The sequence below is a fragment of the Priestia sp. 179-F W1.4 NHS genome (assembly GCF_045369295.1).
Classification (GTDB): Bacteria; Bacillota; Bacilli; order Bacillales; family Bacillaceae_H; genus Priestia; species Priestia zanthoxyli.
In genome coordinates, this window is sequence record NZ_JBIQFF010000003.1 from 183,518 (window position 1) to 197,924 (window position 14,407).

A 14,407-nucleotide genomic window follows, 5' to 3' on the forward strand; every position below is an offset into this window, starting at 1 on the left:
ATGCATCTATAATGATAAGAGACAGAGAGATAAAGAAAAGAGGTTGAGAAATGAATCAAGATTCTAAACGAGCAGGTATTGTTTATACAGCCAGCGCTTACGTTATGTGGGGGCTTTTTCCGCTTTACTGGAAGCTTCTTGGCGAGGTGAATGCGAATGAAATACTCGCTCACCGCGTTATATGGTCATTTATTTTTATGCTTTTACTTTTGCTTGTGACAAAGCAAATGAGTTCTTTAAAGAAGACGCTTGGTTTATTATTTCGTAATACGAAACAAGCGGTCATTTTATTTGTGGCTTCAGTGCTAATCAGCATCAACTGGTTCGTTTACATTTGGGCGGTTAACCATAATCATATTATTGAAACAAGTTTAGGTTACTACATCAATCCGCTCGTTAGTATTTTGCTTGGCATAGTCGTTTTAAAAGAGAAGCTTAATTTTTGGCAAGGTGCTTCTGTTGGATTGGCTGCTATAGGTGTTATCGTTATGACAGTTACATACGGACATATCCCATGGGTATCATTAAGCTTAGCGTTTAGCTTTGGTTTGTACGGTCTTGTAAAAAAGACTATTCAGTTAGAAGCAAAAGTAGGATTAACGATTGAAACGATGATGGTTGCACCTATTGCAGTTATTTATTTTATTTTTCTTTTAGTGAAAGGATCTTCAAGTTTTTCCCTTCAGTCGCTTGATGTGAGTGCTCTTTTAATTGGAGGCGGTGTTGCTACAGCTATGCCACTATTGTATTTCGCTAAAGGAGCCCCGCTTATTCCGCTATCAATGGTCGGTTTTTTGCAGTACATTGCTCCTACCATGACGCTTTTATTAGGGGTATTCGTGTATCACGAACCGTTTTCTAGCGTGGAAATGATTGCCTTTTTGTTCATTTGGGGCGGGTCGGTTATGTTCATTTTATCTAAAACTAAGTTCATGAGCTCTCATCAGCCGAAATTCTTTAAAGGGCGTTCAGCTTAACGGACAAAAAAGCGGATATCTTTAGATATGCGCTTTTTTGTCTGCTGTAAAGAAATAAAAACGGAGACGGAAAAGTCACCGTATGTATACTTTATAGCTTCCGCTTGAAATGAGCGTTCAACTGACCTTGAAGCATTTGGTTTTTTACTTCTTTCATTTTTCTCGCTTCATCTTTTTTAGCCAGTTCTGTGCGTATTTCACTCGTTTGAACTCCTTCTTCTATACGATCGGCAATATCCATTAATCGTTCGACGTCTGAAAACGAATATTTCCGGATACCCGTATTGGTTCGGTCCGGAAAGAGCAGGCTTCTTTTCTCATAGTAGCGAATTTGTCTTTCTGATAAACCGGTTAATTCTTTTACAATCCCAATAGACATGACTTTTTTATCTCGATATGACGCTTCATTCGTAGACAATCTCCCTCACCCCTGAGTACGTAGTAGTATGTTATTATAAAGGAAAAAAATACAAAAAATTATAACATGTAATACATTCTAACATATATATGTTATATTTTTGAATTACTATGTGAGAAAAAGTGACATAAATAATGAAATAGGGAAAAGAGTCCTATAAACTAATGATTAACTCGATCCCAAGTGGTTAACCATACAGGATAAAGCCTTGTGGTTAATCACTTGCTTTCAAAATGATGAATAGAAAATAAATGTGAGAATATACATAAATTCTAAAAGGGAAGGACGTTTTACATGGCTGTGCAACAATTGAAAAAAGAAGAGATTATTGAGCTGGCAAAAGAAATTATTGAACTCGATTTGAAAAGAGATGAAAAATTTGAAGAATTGACAGAGTTAGCCGGAAATCGTGCATATGAAATTTTGCGCAGAGTACAAAATGCCTGTTTATAAGTAATAAAAAAATCCCGCCTAGAGCGGGATTTTTAATGAGATTGTTGTTCAAGATTAAATAATTCTTGTTTCATCTTAGCGTGATCGAGGTTTTCACCTATAAAGACAAGAGTGGTGGGCAGCTTCATCATTTCTTTCATATATAGAGGCATGCCGTATGAATATTGAAACGAATACGTATCATTCGAATGAGTGAAGCGCATATAGCCTTTAATGCGATAAATGGTATCTGGCATTTGGCGAAGCCAATTTTCAAATAATTCAAGATCCACTTTTTTTGTAAACTCATATACAAATGTTTTCAAATGAAGATGATCTTCAACATGAGCCTTATGGTGCGGCTGTTTTTGAGACAGCTGAGCTTTTTGAATCACATCAAGCTTCACGCGGGAAAATGTCGTTAATAATGTCCTTGCACTAGCGTTAATGGATTGAATCTCAAAAAGCAGGGAAGACTTTTCTGACTCAGACAGCATGTCCGTTTTATTTAATAAAATTACATCCCCATGTTTTACTTGTTCTTGAAGAAGTTTTTGAAGTTGAATGCTTAAGGAACCACGTTCTTTCCATCTTGTCGCATCCAGTGTGGTGATAATACTTTTAATCGTAACTTGATGCGCAAAAAGAGGAGACATACAAGCATCTAATACTTCAATGGGATGGGCAACTCCCGTTGTTTCTATATAGATAGCATCCAATGTGTTCTCCTGTAAAAGTGAATGAAGCTGCGTTTCAAATTGACCTTGAATCGTACAGCACACGCAGCCATTTAGCAATTCTTTTAACGGCGTGTCTTCTTCTACTTCATTTGAGTCAATCGAAACTTTGCCAAGCTCATTCATCACAACAGCAATATTGCGATTACGATCTTTTTCTTGCTGAAGCAGCTGTTTAAGCAACGTTGTTTTTCCGCTGCCTAAAAATCCAGATAAAATGTAGATTTCTGTTTTCATTTCAGTCTCTCCTATGTAAATAACATTATTTAAATCGGAATTTTTCCAATTACGGGTTGGTAAATCGTATATCCAAGAGGGGATAAATGTCTAAACGTAAATTTTTATGCTTTTTTGTATTCATTATAACAACTTTAAAAGCGCTATGGCTATCTTTTGTAGAAAACTCAAAATACAATGAAATAAGAATATTATAAAATTTCAAACTAGCTGTGCTACAATAAAAGAAAAAGAAAAGGGGAGCAAAAGTTATGCGAATATTAGTTTTAGGCGCAGGCGGCGTTGGCGGTTATTTTGGAGGCAGGCTTGTGGAAAAAGGAGAAGATGTTACTTTCCTTGTCAGAGAACGCAGAAAAAAAGAGCTGGAACAAAACGGACTTGTGATTAAAAGTGCACACGGTGACTTCACTTCACCTGTACAAGCTATTACAAAATCTGAGGTAAAAGGACCTTATGATGTTATTTTGTTCACAACGAAGGCTTATCATCTTACACAAGCAATTGAAGATGTCCGTCCTTTTGTAGGGAATCAGACCGTTGTAATACCTTTGTTAAACGGTATGGCTCACGTCGCTCCATTGCAGGAAGCTTTTGGGGAAGAGAAAGTCATTGGAGGGCTGTGCTTTATTGAAACTACTTTAAACCAAGATGGAGAGGTCGTCCAGACGAGTCCTGCTCACAGACTTGTATTTGGTGAATTTAAGCAGAAGGACACAGAACGATTACAACTGATTGAGCAAGCGTTCAGTGGTACAAAAGCTTCGTTTGTGAAAAGTTCATATATTGAACAGGATATGTGGCATAAGTATTTGTTTATTACGGTTATGTCAGGCATGACTACTCTTATGCGCGCACCTGTTGGACCAGTGCTAGCGGCAAAAGGCGGGCGTCAATTTGTGCAAGAACTTTTTAAAGAAGTGGAAAATATTATGATGGCCTACGATGCACCATTAGCCGAAGGAATCATTGAACAGCATATGAATACGATGGACAAAATGACGTATGACATGAAGTCATCGATGCAGCGCGACATGGAAAAAAGCTCTCAAATTGAAGGAGACCACCTTCAAGGATATTTGCTGAAGTTAGCTGAAAAATCGTCTATACACGTACCGCTTCTTCAAACTGTACATACGCATCTAAAAGTATATGAAGAAATGTTAAAAGGTTATCAAAAATAATGACAGCAAAAATTGATTTAGCAGTCATGCAAGTATTGCAAAAGCTGCTAAGTACAGCAGAAATGGGACAATTGCCTTCCGCTCCTGGCATTTATTTTTTCTTTGATGAACCAGGCCGGCTTTTGTATATCGGAACCACGACGGGCTCTCTATCAGAAAGAGTAAGAGCTCACGTTGCAGGAAAAGGTGTTAGCAATACAAAAAAATTCCACAAAGAAATTCATGCGGTTGGATATATTGAAGTTCATGGATTAAAAAAAGAATTAGATATGTTGAGAACGATGCTTGTGAATGGTTATTTTCCAAAATACAATAAACAAGATGTAAAAAGAGAAAATGAATACGACATTTACACCGTTCACGGCAGAGTCCTCAGGGATACAGGAGTTAACAAGAAAAAAGTCTCTAAGCGAAAAACGGTGCTAAAGCCAACGTTAAAAGAGATAGAGATTCGTCAAGAAAACAGCGATATTACATATGCACGAGTCGCAAATATGAATGCTGAAGATCGAGTGAAAAAATTGTGGTCTTGTCAAGAAGCAGGAGCGCAGCTACATCTTCCGGAGTCGAAAGTGTTAGCAATAAGTGACCGGCTCTTAAAAGAACAGTATACATTTCAGCGAGATATGAAAAAGAATATGATGTTTACGATGCGGGATTTAGTTGTTATTCAAGTGTTGTTAAATTTAAATCCGACTCATGATTTGAAAAATAGAGAAATAAAGGAAGCCATCAGTTTAGTGCGTAAATTTGGCATAGAAGAAGCTCTTCGCATCTCTGAAAAATTACTCAAAACGTAATAAAATCCATGATCATTGTGATCATGGATTTTATCATTTATCATTCGCGCTTAAGCTAATTCGTCAATAACTTTTGGTAGAGCCATAATGGAAATAACGCAAAGTGAACTGACAACTTGATGCATTTCAAAAATGGCAATGATGAATAACATCAGTGATATATATAATTGAAGGCCTTTTAATCCCCACGGCTTGCGATCGAAAAAAAAGTCGCTAAGTACAAATACAAAGAAAATGAGCGAACTGAACAAAATAATCATGGATGTAGACATGGAACGATCATAAGCAATGATAAATAACAAAGCGAGAAGCGACACAACAGATATAACTTTTAATGTTTTAATCATCGTGTTTTTATTCACTTTTTTCACCTTCATTTGTAGGGTTGATCTTTCATCCTCATTTTATAGGATAGTCAAAAGTTCTAAAAGTCAAACGAATAAATCATAACAACAATTTAACATCTTTATACTACATTTACATTGAGAGAAAAAAATGGGCGGGTTTTGAGCTTTGTGTACTTCATTGACGCGTGCAAAGAACAAGTGCTATAGTATGTTTGCTCTAAAAGCTAAAGGAGCAAAGTTTTCAAAGGACGTGACTATGTGAACGAAACACTATTAGTAATTGATGGATTTAATTTATTAAGCCGCTGTTATTTTGCTACTTCTTATGGAAGAGATGAAGCAGCGTTGACAAGAAACAGTAAGGGCCAATTTACGAATGCCCTGAGAGTAACGATTCAAAAAATGCATACATTGATTCACCAATATGAGCCAAGCCATATTTTCGTCGCTTGGGATGTTAAACGCGAGGATACAAAACGTAAAGATACATACGCTTTATATAAGCAAACAAGAGCAGAGCTGCCTGATCCGCTGATTCAGCAGTACGAAACGTTAAAGCAATTTTTTGATACAGTAGGCATTTATCAAATGTCATTGTCTTCTTATGAAGCAGATGATTTAATTGGAGCACTTGCAAGCAAGTGGAGTAAGGAAAAGCAAAGTCCAGGGTACATCTATAGCAACGACCGAGACTTGCTTCAGCTCCTAGATCAACATATTTCGCAAATTATTGCTAAAAAGCAGGTTGGCGATCTTGTTTATGGCTTTAAGCACTTTCAAGAAGAATATAATATTCATCCTCGTCAATGGGTGGACGTAAAAGCATTGCTTGGTGACAAATCTGATAATATTCCGGGCGTTCCAGGTGTAGGAGAAAAAGCCGCACTGCCTCTTATTCAACAATATGGCTCTATCCATGAAATTTATGCACAAATTGAACAATTAGATCCAGCTTTTAATCGTTACAAAAAAAAGCTAGCAGAAGGAAAAGAACTAGGTATGCTTAGCCGTGAACTCGCTGAGATTATTATAGACATTCAAGAAATCAGTATGTTGAATTGGGAAGAATTAACATTTATGTATGATTATGAACGATGGAATAAAGAAATTCAAAGTCTAGAACTAAACATTAGGATTCGCTCCTGATTTTTAGTACAATACAATTTATGAACATGAGAAAGGAGTAACAAGCGTGCAACCAATTCATAAAGAAACAGTTCAAAAAAAAATACAAACATTTTTAAATAAAGACGTATATGTACACCTTGAAACGACAAACGGTGCATATGCTTCACACGTAAATGAAAAAGTAATGACAGTTGGGGCTTTTATTCGCAATGGTAAAGTCACTATTTCAAACGGAAAGATAACTGGAGAAGGTCCTTATCGTGTAGGTCTTCAAATTGATTTAGGATGGATTTATGCAGAGGGATTAACAGATTGGGAAATTGATGAAGAAGGCAGACTTCTTTTAGCAGGGCATGACTTTGAAGGTCGTTTAGCAGTTGCCCTTCAATTAAGTGAACATCCGTTTTCATAACAGAAAAGAGAGGAGAATAGAACATGGAAGAAAGATTATTAATTGTATTTCCGCATCCTGACGATGAAGCATATGGAGCAGCAGGAATGATCACGCAAGCTAGACAAAAAGGAACGCCCGTTACATATGCTTGTGTTACGCTAGGTGAAATGGGACGAAACATGGGTAGACCGCTGTTTGCTAACCGTGAAACTCTACCTCAAATCCGAAAAAAAGAACTTTTAGATTTAGCAAACGTTTTAGACATTCAAGACTTGCGTATGCTAGGGCTTCGTGATAAAACGCTAGAATTTCTTGATATTGATGTTTTTGCAGATAAAATTGAAGAAATTATTAACGATGTAAAGCCGACTCACATTTTAACGCATTACCCTGGCTTTGCAGTACACCCTGATCACAATGCCACGGGAGCAGCTACGATCCAAGCGGTAAAACGTATGCCAAAAGAAAAGCGTCCGGTTGTTTGGTGTCATGCGTTTTCAAAAGATCGTATTGAACATATTGGAGAACCAGATGTTATTTTTGATGTAACAGCGATGAAAGATAAAAAAATTGAAGCGTTAAAAGCCCATCGTTCTCAAACAGAAGGAATGATGAACGCAATTGACTTCGATCGCTTATCTGACTATCCGCAAATGGAACGTCTATTAACAAGAGAAGAATTCTGGACATATAACTGGGAGTAACAGATGAAAAAACAGCGAATTTTATTTATTGGAGCAGGACGAATGGCTGAAGCCGTAGCGGCTGGCTTGGTTACGAGCAGCGCTGATAGTATTGAGGCAGTGGTGATGTCAAACAACGGAGATATCGGTCGATTACAGCGAGTTGAAAAAACGTACGGCGTACAAACGACGCAAAATTGGCGCCAGGAAGTTGACAATTCGGACGTTATTATTTTAGCGATGCCTCCCGAGGCGCATCCTTCCGTTCTCAAGGAACTTTCGACTCATTTAAATCAGCAATTTGTTGTAACGTTAGCTGCAGGAATTGGTCCGAGTTATTTAGAAAACTACCTTCCTCAGGAAACGCCTGTCGCTTGGATTATGCCAAATACAGCTGCTATGATTGGGCAATCGATGTCCCTGTATACACTTGGAACTTCTGCAACAAAAGAGCATAAAGAAGTGCTTCAAATGATTTTAAAAGGAATTGGTGAAGTACATGAGTGTTCAGAAAAAGAAGTACATGAGCTAACGGCTGTAACTGGCAGTGCACCTGCGTTTTTATATTATTTTGCAGAATCGTTAATTGATGCAACGACTGCTTACGGTGTGGACGAAAAAACAGCCAAAGATTTAGTTATTCAAATGATGTATGGCTCTGTACAAATGCTGCATGAAACCAAAGATCCTGCGTCTTTAAGAGAGCAAGTAACAACTCCAGGCGGCGCTACTGCCGAAGGATTAAAAGTGATGAAAGAACAAGACTTTTTCTTAACAATGAAGCAGGCAATTGAAGCAACGAATAAAAAAGCAATGGGTGGAAGCTAAAAAAGCTCATACAACCATATGTTAGATAAAAAATCCGAACTATAGTTCAGCATTCTTTCATTAGAATGTTGAATCAGTTCGGATTTTTTTATGAATAGACTTTCTTAACATAAAAATATCCCTCTTTGGACCCTCTTTGGAATCGTTTTTTCTCTATGTGCCGAGCTTTTTTAGTCATCGACAAATCGCTTTTTTGTATCAGAAGTTGGGAGCATGCAGTGCTGCTGTTTGCCAAACCACTTATATCGGTTGCGAGCGATCCAGTTGTATACTATATCTCGAATAGGTGCAGGAATGATAATAAGTGCATATAAAAATTTAACGGGTCCATCTAAGCGCTTGGCGATTTTTAAAGCAGCCGTTGATTTTACATATCTTTGGTTTCCATGAATATATACAATGCTGTCTAATTGCTCAGGAAGTAAGCCGTGAGAGACTAGCTGCTGCTTTCCGAAATCTGATTGAAGAGAAGCGAAAGAAAACAAAGCTTGTTCATCATGTTTAATAATATATTGAACACTGCTATTACATAAATTACATATACCATCAAAAAGAATTAAATGTTTCATTGGACGATTTCGCTCCTATTCCATAAAAAAAGTATAATTACTTGTCATTTTTGAAAAATAAAGGTACGTTTAAAAGATGTGAAAGTGATCCAAATTCAAAGGTAATTCGATTATATAATAAGGACTCATAAGAGTTAAAGGAGAAGGGTATGAAAGAGCAAAACGACGTTGTCTTATACAATAGAATAAAAGAACGAGACAAAAAAGCCCTTGAACTGCTGTATGACAAGTATGAGCGAATTCTTTATTCGTTTATATACCGGTTAACAAATAGCTCTGATATTGCTGAAGAAGCTGTTCAAGAAGTGTTTATTAAGCTGTGGAGAGGAAAAGGAGTTTACAGCGATGAAAAAGGGAAGTTTTCATCATGGCTGTTTACGATTACAAGAAACACCGCGATTGATATTGTAAGAAAAAGAAAAAACGATCCTATTTTCTCAGAAGAAATTTTTGATTTTATTGAAGATGATCATCCTCAGATTGACGAGCAGCTTCAGTGGAAAGAAGAACAGCAGAGAGTGCGGCACGCTGTATCAAAATTGTCTGAAGACCAAAAAAAGATTATTCAATCCGTTTATTTTAAGGGATTAACGCAGCAAAAAGTAGCAGAAGAGCAGCAAATCCCATTAGGAACAGTAAAGGGTAGGGTGCGATTAGCGTTGCGGAAATTAAAAACATATTTAGGTACTGATGCAGAAGGGAGAGCTGATTCATGAGTATGTGCAATAAACTAATTGATTACTATAATGATCAGTTGACTTCCCATGAGAGAAAAGAGTTTGAAATGCACTTGAAAAACTGTCAAAGCTGTCAAGAAGAACTAAGAGAGCTGGAGGAAGTTCTTGGAGATCTAACGTATTTGACACCAGAACAATCTCCTCCGCCAGAAATGAAACAGCGAATACTTGCGAATGTATTCGAAGAAGAACAAGGTGAGACAAAGAGAGAACCAATCGCTTTAAAAAATGAAAAACAACATGCTGCGTCTAAGAAATCAAATAAAAAGTCCATCATTATTGGATTAGCTGCGGCACTTCTTTTATCCCTTGCAGGAAACAGCTACTTTCTGTTGAAAGATGGAGACAAAGGCAAACAAGAGCCAAATGTTTCGGTTGCTCCTCAAAATGAACCTCTTACATCTGAGAAAACGATGAAGCTGCAGGCAGAGCCGAATGTTTCTGGTGAAGCAACAGCATCTCTGACGAAAAAAGGTGGAAATTTAAATGTGGTCATTCAAGCGAATAACTTGAAAAATGTAAAAGGGAATGAAGTCTATCAGGTATGGCTCATAAAAGGTGATAAGCCTCACCCGGCAGGTGCTTTTGTAACAGATAAAAATGGAAATGGGACAGTGGTCTATACGATGAGCCAAAAAGAACAGAGTGAAAAGTGGGATGTTATGGCCATTACTTTAGAACCGAACGCGAATAATAAGACGCCAAAAGGAAACGTTGTGTTAAGTTCAGCGCTCTAACAAAAACCCTTCTGCTAGCAGAAGGGTTTTTGTTACGTGCAGTTAATCATCTTCAAACTGTATAGCAATGGTTTGATCATTTTCTATCTTATTCAGTCGAATTTCCAATAAACCATTTTTGTACTTAGCGCGAACTGGTTCGTCCGTGTAGTGAAAAGGAAGTTTGACCGTGCGAGAAAATACGCCTGTATGGCGTTCGTTCAGCTTTAGCTTTTGTTTAGATGCTTCATAAGCATAAGGAACGTTCCCTTCAACTGTTAATATATTTGCGTCCAACTTAATTTGAATGTCGTTAGTGGAATGTAGTCCAGGAACTTCAACGACGATAATGCCTTCTTTATCGGTTTCATATAAATCGACGTTTGGAAATCGCTTTGGCAAGATGTGATTTAAATCGCTCCAAAAGTGATTTCCAAGCATATCTTCTACCTTATGCTGAATTGAACCCCAATCAATCTCTTCATATTTTTTACTCAAAGGAACCCCTCCTTATATTCACGTAAATTCCTTCTATATATATGAAAAAAAGAAAATTCAATGCCTGCTTACAAAGAATGAGAAAAATGCGTAAATAAGTGAAAAAATGTGAGGAAAAAAAGAGATTTTGAGTGAAAAAGAAGGATTATGTAGAATAAAAAAAGTATAATTACGTATAGAGCTTTCTATTATTCTAAATGAAAGCAAGTATGTGAAGGGGGAAGTTGAGATGAGAGAAAAGCGTACATCCAGTGGTTTTCTATTAAAACAACGTGCTTTCTTAAAATTATATATGATTACAATGACGGAGCAAGAGCGTCTGTATGGCCTTCGGTTATTAGATGTGTTGAGAGATGAATTTCGACCTTTTGGATTCAAACCTAATCATTCTGAGGTATACAAAGCTCTTCATGACTTGATTGAAGACGGTGTCCTCAAACAGGTGAAGCGTAAAAAAGAAGGAATGAAGCTTCAAGAAGTGGTTTATTATACATTTACAAATGAGGGAGAAGAGAAAGCTAAATTATATAAAAAACAATTAAAAGTAGAGCTGGAGCGGTGTGAAGCTATGATTCAAAAAGCTATTCGTGACAACTTCGGGTCCAAATGAACGTGTCTTTAGTTAGAAAAGACACGTTTTTTCTATAGCTGATTTTGTCGTCTTATGTCGGAATAAAAGTTATAAAATGGGTACAAAGTAGTGTAAAAGATGGATATATAGTTATATTATGGATAAAATACACACTTTTAACATATATGGATGAATTCGATTTTAAAGATTATGCACTATTCATAAATAGTGTACGAATTGATATGATACAAAGTGTATATAAATCTATTTAATACGTTATTTGCCATATTTTAAGAACTTATAAACCGTTATCAGACCATCATTCAAGCATTTTGGTTTTAGCAACTCTGACGAATTTGACTAGATTTGTATCGAGAAGATATTATTTGTTTACTATGAAAGGAATGGATTTTATGAAGTCTACAGGAATTGTAAGAAAAGTAGATGAATTGGGTCGCGTAGTAATTCCTATTGAATTGCGCCGTATTTTAAATATCAACACAGGTGATCCAGTAGAAATATATGTTGATGAAGATATTATTATTTTACAAAAGTATAGCCCGTATGGTGCTTGCTTAGTAACTGGGGAAATTACGCGTGAAAACTTAACCTTTGGTAATGGAAACGTTGTGTTAAGTAAAAAAGGTGCGGAACAGCTTTTACAAGAGTTAGAGCGTACCTTAAATAAATAAGAAGTTTTAGGTCTTAGTATAAGGAAGAATATCCATCCATCTTTAAACCAAAAAAGAACGTTCTTTTGAGAACGTTCTTTTTTGATTTAAGCCGTTCGAGAAGATTTATCCTCCTCTAGCAGCTGCTTTTTTTGTATTTTTATCAAACGATACGCAAGTCCTGTTGCTCCTGCAGCGAGCCCAGCAATTAGTCCAACCCAATAGCCAAACGCCTGCAAATCGGTGTATTTTGCTAACACAATGCCTAAAGGTAGACCAATTACCCAATAAGATACCAAGGACATTAAAAAGGTTACATTTACATCCTTATATCCTCGCAGCGCACCTTGAATAGGAGCTTGAAGAGCATCAGAAAGCTGAAAGAAAATTGCATAAATCAAAAAGTGAGAAGTTAATGCCAGTACCTCTGCATCTTTTGTATATAAAGATGCTACGGATTCTCGAAGAGTAAATAAAAGACCTGCGCAAACAAAAGCCATGCCAACAGCAATTGTTATACCAATTCTGCTATAGCTTCGTGCATCTTGATTCCGTTTAGCACCCGCTTCAAATCCTACAACGATTGTTAAAGCCATCGAAATACTCAGTGGAATCATATAGAGAAATGAGGCAAAATTAATAGCTGCTTGGTGAGAAGCGATTGTAATGGTATTATATGAGCTCATAAACAGCGTGACAGCTGAAAAAATACTTGTTTCGAAAAATACGGAAAAACCGATAGGTAAACCAATTTTTAATATTTCTTTCCAGGCAGAAAATGAGATACGGTGAAATTTTTTAAATAAACCGAAGCTAGAAAAAGGCTCTTTTTTATGAATAATTAAAATCGATATGACAAGTATGCACCAATATGTGATGGCCGTTGCATAACCAGAGCCTACGCCACCCAAGTGAGGGAAGCCCAGCTTACCGAAGATTAATACATAGTTTAAAGCCACATTAATCGGAAGCCCTAAAATGGTGACCAGCATAGACGTACGAGTTTGCCCTAAAGCATCAATAAAGTTTCGTAAAACCGTATAAATAAAAAGCGGAATAATACCAAAAGATAAAGCGATTAAATACTGTTTGGCAATGCGCATCACGTTTGCTTCTAAATTCATTCCTTTTAAGATAGGACTAACAACAAAAAAGCCGATTAAAATGATAACAGCGGCCATTAAAATGGAGACATAAAGCCCTTGAATGACAGAGAACGGAACTTTTTTCTTTTGATTAGCTCCCACCAGCTGTGCAACAATTGGTGTAATAGACATTAAAATTCCGCTTAGCCCTGTAAAAACAGGCACCCATAAGCTCGAACCAATTGCTACCCCTGCCAAGTCATCTGCACTAACTCTTCCTGACATCATCGTATCAAAGAAAGTCATTGAAAACATTCCAAACTGGGTGACCAATATCGGAAATAAAATAAAAACGAACTGCTTAACTTTTTGAGACGTTGAAAACGTTTGTTGCATTAAAAAACCCCCAATTTGAAAACATTTACACCAAAAAGCATTATATCACGCAAAGGCTTGTTTTTGCTAAGAGTTCTGACAATAAATTCAAAGAATGTATCCATAAAGAACACACTTTGAAAGGAAGTAAAAGGTAAAGTAGTATATGATTTTAATTTTGAGACGCGGTGGGATATGATAGAAAGTATAGTAGTTATCATTTAACGTGGAGGGATACGTGTGGATTTACAGTTGCAAAGTAAAAATGTACTCATTACCGGTGGATCAAAAGGGATTGGGAAAGCTATAGCTGCTTTGTTTATTCAAGAAGGAGCAAACGTTGGAATTGCTGCAAGAGGAGAGGAAGCATTACAGCATGCACAGTCAGAATTAGAAAACGTACGTACATATACAGCAGATCTAACAAACGAAGCGGATAGAGTTGCGTTAATTAAGAAATTCATTAACGACTTTGGGAGTATTGATATTTTAATTAATAACGCTGGAGGAAGTAATGGAAGCACGGCAATGGAAACAGATTTATCTCTTTTTCAGGAAGCAATGGAGCTAAACTACTTTTCAGCTGTCCACTTGAGCAAGCTAGCAGCAGCTCGTATGACAAAAGATGCGGCAATCGTTAATGTTACGTCTATTTTTGGGAGAGAAAGTGGAGGGAAAGTCACGTACAATAACGCAAAAGCAGCGCTTATCAGCTTTACAAAGTCGTTTGCAGATGAAATGATTTCTAAAGGAATTCGTGTAAATGGAGTAGCGCCTGGAAGCATCTTGCATGAAACGGGTAATTGGAAAAAAAGAATGGATGAAAATCCGGAAAAGATTAAGCAGTTTGTTGAAAATGAAATACCCGCAGGGCGCTTTGGAGAGCCAGAAGAAGTGGCAAACGCCGTTGTTTTTTTAGCATCTTCTCAAGCTTCATGGATAGTAGGTGCGACATTAAACGTAGACGGTGGACAGTCAAAAATGAACTTTTAAAAAAAGTGCAGGAATTTCCTGCACTTTTTC

General features: G+C 36.9%; 19 protein-coding genes. 13 read left to right on the plus strand and 6 right to left on the minus strand.

Translation table 11 applies throughout. The features are described from left to right. Positions 1–50: 50 nt before the first annotated feature. On the plus strand, positions 51–977 hold the full coding sequence (rarD, locus tag ACH0CI_RS16130; protein ID WP_028413635.1) for an EamA family transporter RarD: 927 nt from the start codon (positions 51–53) through the stop codon (positions 975–977). A 91-nt stretch (positions 978–1,068) separates the two neighbouring features. Here the strand turns inward: rarD and ACH0CI_RS16135 are convergent, their stop codons facing one another. After that, positions 1,069–1,395, minus strand: coding sequence for a MerR family transcriptional regulator (locus tag ACH0CI_RS16135; RefSeq protein WP_013082852.1), 327 nt, complete (start codon positions 1,393–1,395; stop codon positions 1,069–1,071). Between the two features lie 294 nt (positions 1,396–1,689). Between ACH0CI_RS16135 and ACH0CI_RS16140 the strand changes: the two genes are divergently transcribed. Continuing rightward, entirely contained in the window at positions 1,690–1,848 is a 159-nt protein-coding gene (locus ACH0CI_RS16140) for a hypothetical protein (RefSeq protein WP_013056708.1), read from the plus strand. Between the two features lie 32 nt (positions 1,849–1,880). Here ACH0CI_RS16140 and ACH0CI_RS16145 read toward each other — a convergent pair whose 3' ends face one another. Continuing rightward, complete coding sequence (locus ACH0CI_RS16145) at positions 1,881–2,801, minus strand: CobW family GTP-binding protein (protein WP_406901887.1); 921 nt, start codon at positions 2,799–2,801, stop codon at positions 1,881–1,883. A 251-nt stretch (positions 2,802–3,052) separates the two neighbouring features. On the opposite strand from ACH0CI_RS16145, the gene panE reads away from it, so the two are divergent. Then, the gene (gene panE, locus ACH0CI_RS16150) at positions 3,053–3,982 is read left to right on the plus strand and encodes a 2-dehydropantoate 2-reductase (protein ID WP_028413634.1); all 930 of its coding nucleotides are present in this window, start codon (positions 3,053–3,055) and stop codon (positions 3,980–3,982) included. Continuing rightward, positions 3,982–4,782, plus strand: coding sequence for a GIY-YIG nuclease family protein (locus ACH0CI_RS16155; protein WP_335706708.1), 801 nt, complete (start codon positions 3,982–3,984; stop codon positions 4,780–4,782). Before panE ends, ACH0CI_RS16155 begins: the two co-directional genes overlap by 1 nt. Before the next feature lie 50 nt (positions 4,783–4,832). Here the strand turns inward: ACH0CI_RS16155 and ACH0CI_RS16160 are convergent, their stop codons facing one another. After that, positions 4,833–5,144, minus strand: coding sequence for a hypothetical protein (locus ACH0CI_RS16160; RefSeq protein WP_016763842.1), 312 nt, complete (start codon positions 5,142–5,144; stop codon positions 4,833–4,835). Positions 5,145–5,387: 243 nt separating this feature from the next. On the opposite strand from ACH0CI_RS16160, the gene ACH0CI_RS16165 reads away from it, so the two are divergent. Genes ACH0CI_RS16165 through proC form a run of 4 tightly spaced genes read left to right on the plus strand, consistent with a single transcriptional unit; the run spans position 5,388 to position 8,162 of the window. Continuing rightward, entirely contained in the window at positions 5,388–6,275 is an 888-nt protein-coding gene (locus ACH0CI_RS16165) for a 5'-3' exonuclease (RefSeq protein WP_049164233.1), read from the plus strand. A gap of 46 nt (positions 6,276–6,321) precedes the next feature. Continuing rightward, a complete protein-coding gene (locus tag ACH0CI_RS16170; RefSeq protein WP_013056714.1) occupies positions 6,322–6,669 on the plus strand; it encodes a YojF family protein in 348 nt (115 codons plus the stop codon). 23 nt (positions 6,670–6,692) lie between these two features. Then, the gene (gene bshB2, locus ACH0CI_RS16175; RefSeq protein WP_013056715.1) at positions 6,693–7,355 is read left to right on the plus strand and encodes a bacillithiol biosynthesis deacetylase BshB2; all 663 of its coding nucleotides are present in this window, start codon (positions 6,693–6,695) and stop codon (positions 7,353–7,355) included. 3 nt (positions 7,356–7,358) lie between these two features. Beyond that, positions 7,359–8,162 carry a pyrroline-5-carboxylate reductase gene (proC, locus tag ACH0CI_RS16180; RefSeq protein ID WP_335706709.1) on the plus strand — a complete coding sequence of 268 codons (804 nt, stop codon included), beginning with the start codon at positions 7,359–7,361 and terminating at the stop codon, positions 8,160–8,162. Positions 8,163–8,332: 170 nt separating this feature from the next. Here proC and ACH0CI_RS16185 read toward each other — a convergent pair whose 3' ends face one another. After that, entirely contained in the window at positions 8,333–8,731 is a 399-nt protein-coding gene (locus tag ACH0CI_RS16185) for a thiol-disulfide oxidoreductase DCC family protein (protein WP_406901888.1), read from the minus strand. A 149-nt stretch (positions 8,732–8,880) separates the two neighbouring features. Here ACH0CI_RS16185 and ACH0CI_RS16190 point away from each other — a divergent pair, with 149 nt between their 5' ends. Both ACH0CI_RS16190 and ACH0CI_RS16195 read left to right on the plus strand, forming a co-directional pair. After that, positions 8,881–9,447, plus strand: coding sequence for an RNA polymerase sigma factor (locus ACH0CI_RS16190; RefSeq protein WP_025752052.1), 567 nt, complete (start codon positions 8,881–8,883; stop codon positions 9,445–9,447). Further along, entirely contained in the window at positions 9,444–10,205 is a 762-nt protein-coding gene (locus ACH0CI_RS16195) for an anti-sigma factor (RefSeq protein ID WP_406901889.1), read from the plus strand. The genes ACH0CI_RS16190 and ACH0CI_RS16195 overlap by 4 nt, the downstream gene beginning before the upstream one ends. 42 nt (positions 10,206–10,247) lie before the next feature. Here the strand turns inward: ACH0CI_RS16195 and ACH0CI_RS16200 are convergent, their stop codons facing one another. Beyond that, the gene (locus ACH0CI_RS16200; RefSeq protein WP_013082862.1) at positions 10,248–10,682 is read right to left on the minus strand and encodes an Hsp20/alpha crystallin family protein; all 435 of its coding nucleotides are present in this window, start codon (positions 10,680–10,682) and stop codon (positions 10,248–10,250) included. Between the two features lie 229 nt (positions 10,683–10,911). Here ACH0CI_RS16200 and ACH0CI_RS16205 point away from each other — a divergent pair, with 229 nt between their 5' ends. Continuing rightward, positions 10,912–11,292, plus strand: a complete 381-nt coding sequence (locus ACH0CI_RS16205) for a replication termination protein (protein ID WP_013056721.1) — start codon at positions 10,912–10,914, stop codon at positions 11,290–11,292. A 374-nt stretch (positions 11,293–11,666) separates the two neighbouring features. Further along, the gene (locus ACH0CI_RS16210) at positions 11,667–11,945 is read left to right on the plus strand and encodes an AbrB/MazE/SpoVT family DNA-binding domain-containing protein (RefSeq protein ID WP_025752053.1); all 279 of its coding nucleotides are present in this window, start codon (positions 11,667–11,669) and stop codon (positions 11,943–11,945) included. Positions 11,946–12,031: 86 nt separating this feature from the next. On the opposite strand, the gene ACH0CI_RS16215 is transcribed toward ACH0CI_RS16210, so the two are convergent. Further along, entirely contained in the window at positions 12,032–13,405 is a 1,374-nt protein-coding gene (locus tag ACH0CI_RS16215; protein ID WP_028413627.1) for an MATE family efflux transporter, read from the minus strand. Between the two features lie 219 nt (positions 13,406–13,624). Here ACH0CI_RS16215 and ACH0CI_RS16220 point away from each other — a divergent pair, with 219 nt between their 5' ends. Continuing rightward, entirely contained in the window at positions 13,625–14,377 is a 753-nt protein-coding gene (locus tag ACH0CI_RS16220) for an SDR family NAD(P)-dependent oxidoreductase (protein ID WP_028413626.1), read from the plus strand. Positions 14,378–14,407: the final 30 nt, after the last annotated feature.

Bases quoted from the DNA above. Each gene is read 5' to 3' on its own strand.
- rarD (WP_028413635.1), top strand. From the start codon at position 51: ATGAATCAAGATTCTAAACGAGCAGGTATTGTTTATACAGCCAGCGCT.
- ACH0CI_RS16140 (WP_013056708.1), top strand. From the start codon at position 1,690: ATGGCTGTGCAACAATTGAAAAAAGAAGAGATTATTGAGCTGGCAAAA.
- ACH0CI_RS16145 (WP_406901887.1), bottom strand. From the start codon at position 2,801: ATGAAAACAGAAATCTACATTTTATCTGGATTTTTAGGCAGCGGAAAA.
- panE (WP_028413634.1), top strand. From the start codon at position 3,053: ATGCGAATATTAGTTTTAGGCGCAGGCGGCGTTGGCGGTTATTTTGGA.
- ACH0CI_RS16155 (WP_335706708.1), top strand. From the start codon at position 3,982: ATGACAGCAAAAATTGATTTAGCAGTCATGCAAGTATTGCAAAAGCTG.
- bshB2 (WP_013056715.1), top strand. From the start codon at position 6,693: ATGGAAGAAAGATTATTAATTGTATTTCCGCATCCTGACGATGAAGCA.
- proC (WP_335706709.1), top strand. From the start codon at position 7,359: ATGAAAAAACAGCGAATTTTATTTATTGGAGCAGGACGAATGGCTGAA.
- ACH0CI_RS16185 (WP_406901888.1), bottom strand. From the start codon at position 8,731: ATGAAACATTTAATTCTTTTTGATGGTATATGTAATTTATGTAATAGC.
- ACH0CI_RS16190 (WP_025752052.1), top strand. From the start codon at position 8,881: ATGAAAGAGCAAAACGACGTTGTCTTATACAATAGAATAAAAGAACGA.
- ACH0CI_RS16195 (WP_406901889.1), top strand. From the start codon at position 9,444: ATGAGTATGTGCAATAAACTAATTGATTACTATAATGATCAGTTGACT.
- ACH0CI_RS16205 (WP_013056721.1), top strand. From the start codon at position 10,912: ATGAGAGAAAAGCGTACATCCAGTGGTTTTCTATTAAAACAACGTGCT.
- ACH0CI_RS16210 (WP_025752053.1), top strand. From the start codon at position 11,667: ATGAAGTCTACAGGAATTGTAAGAAAAGTAGATGAATTGGGTCGCGTA.
- ACH0CI_RS16215 (WP_028413627.1), bottom strand. From the start codon at position 13,405: ATGCAACAAACGTTTTCAACGTCTCAAAAAGTTAAGCAGTTCGTTTTT.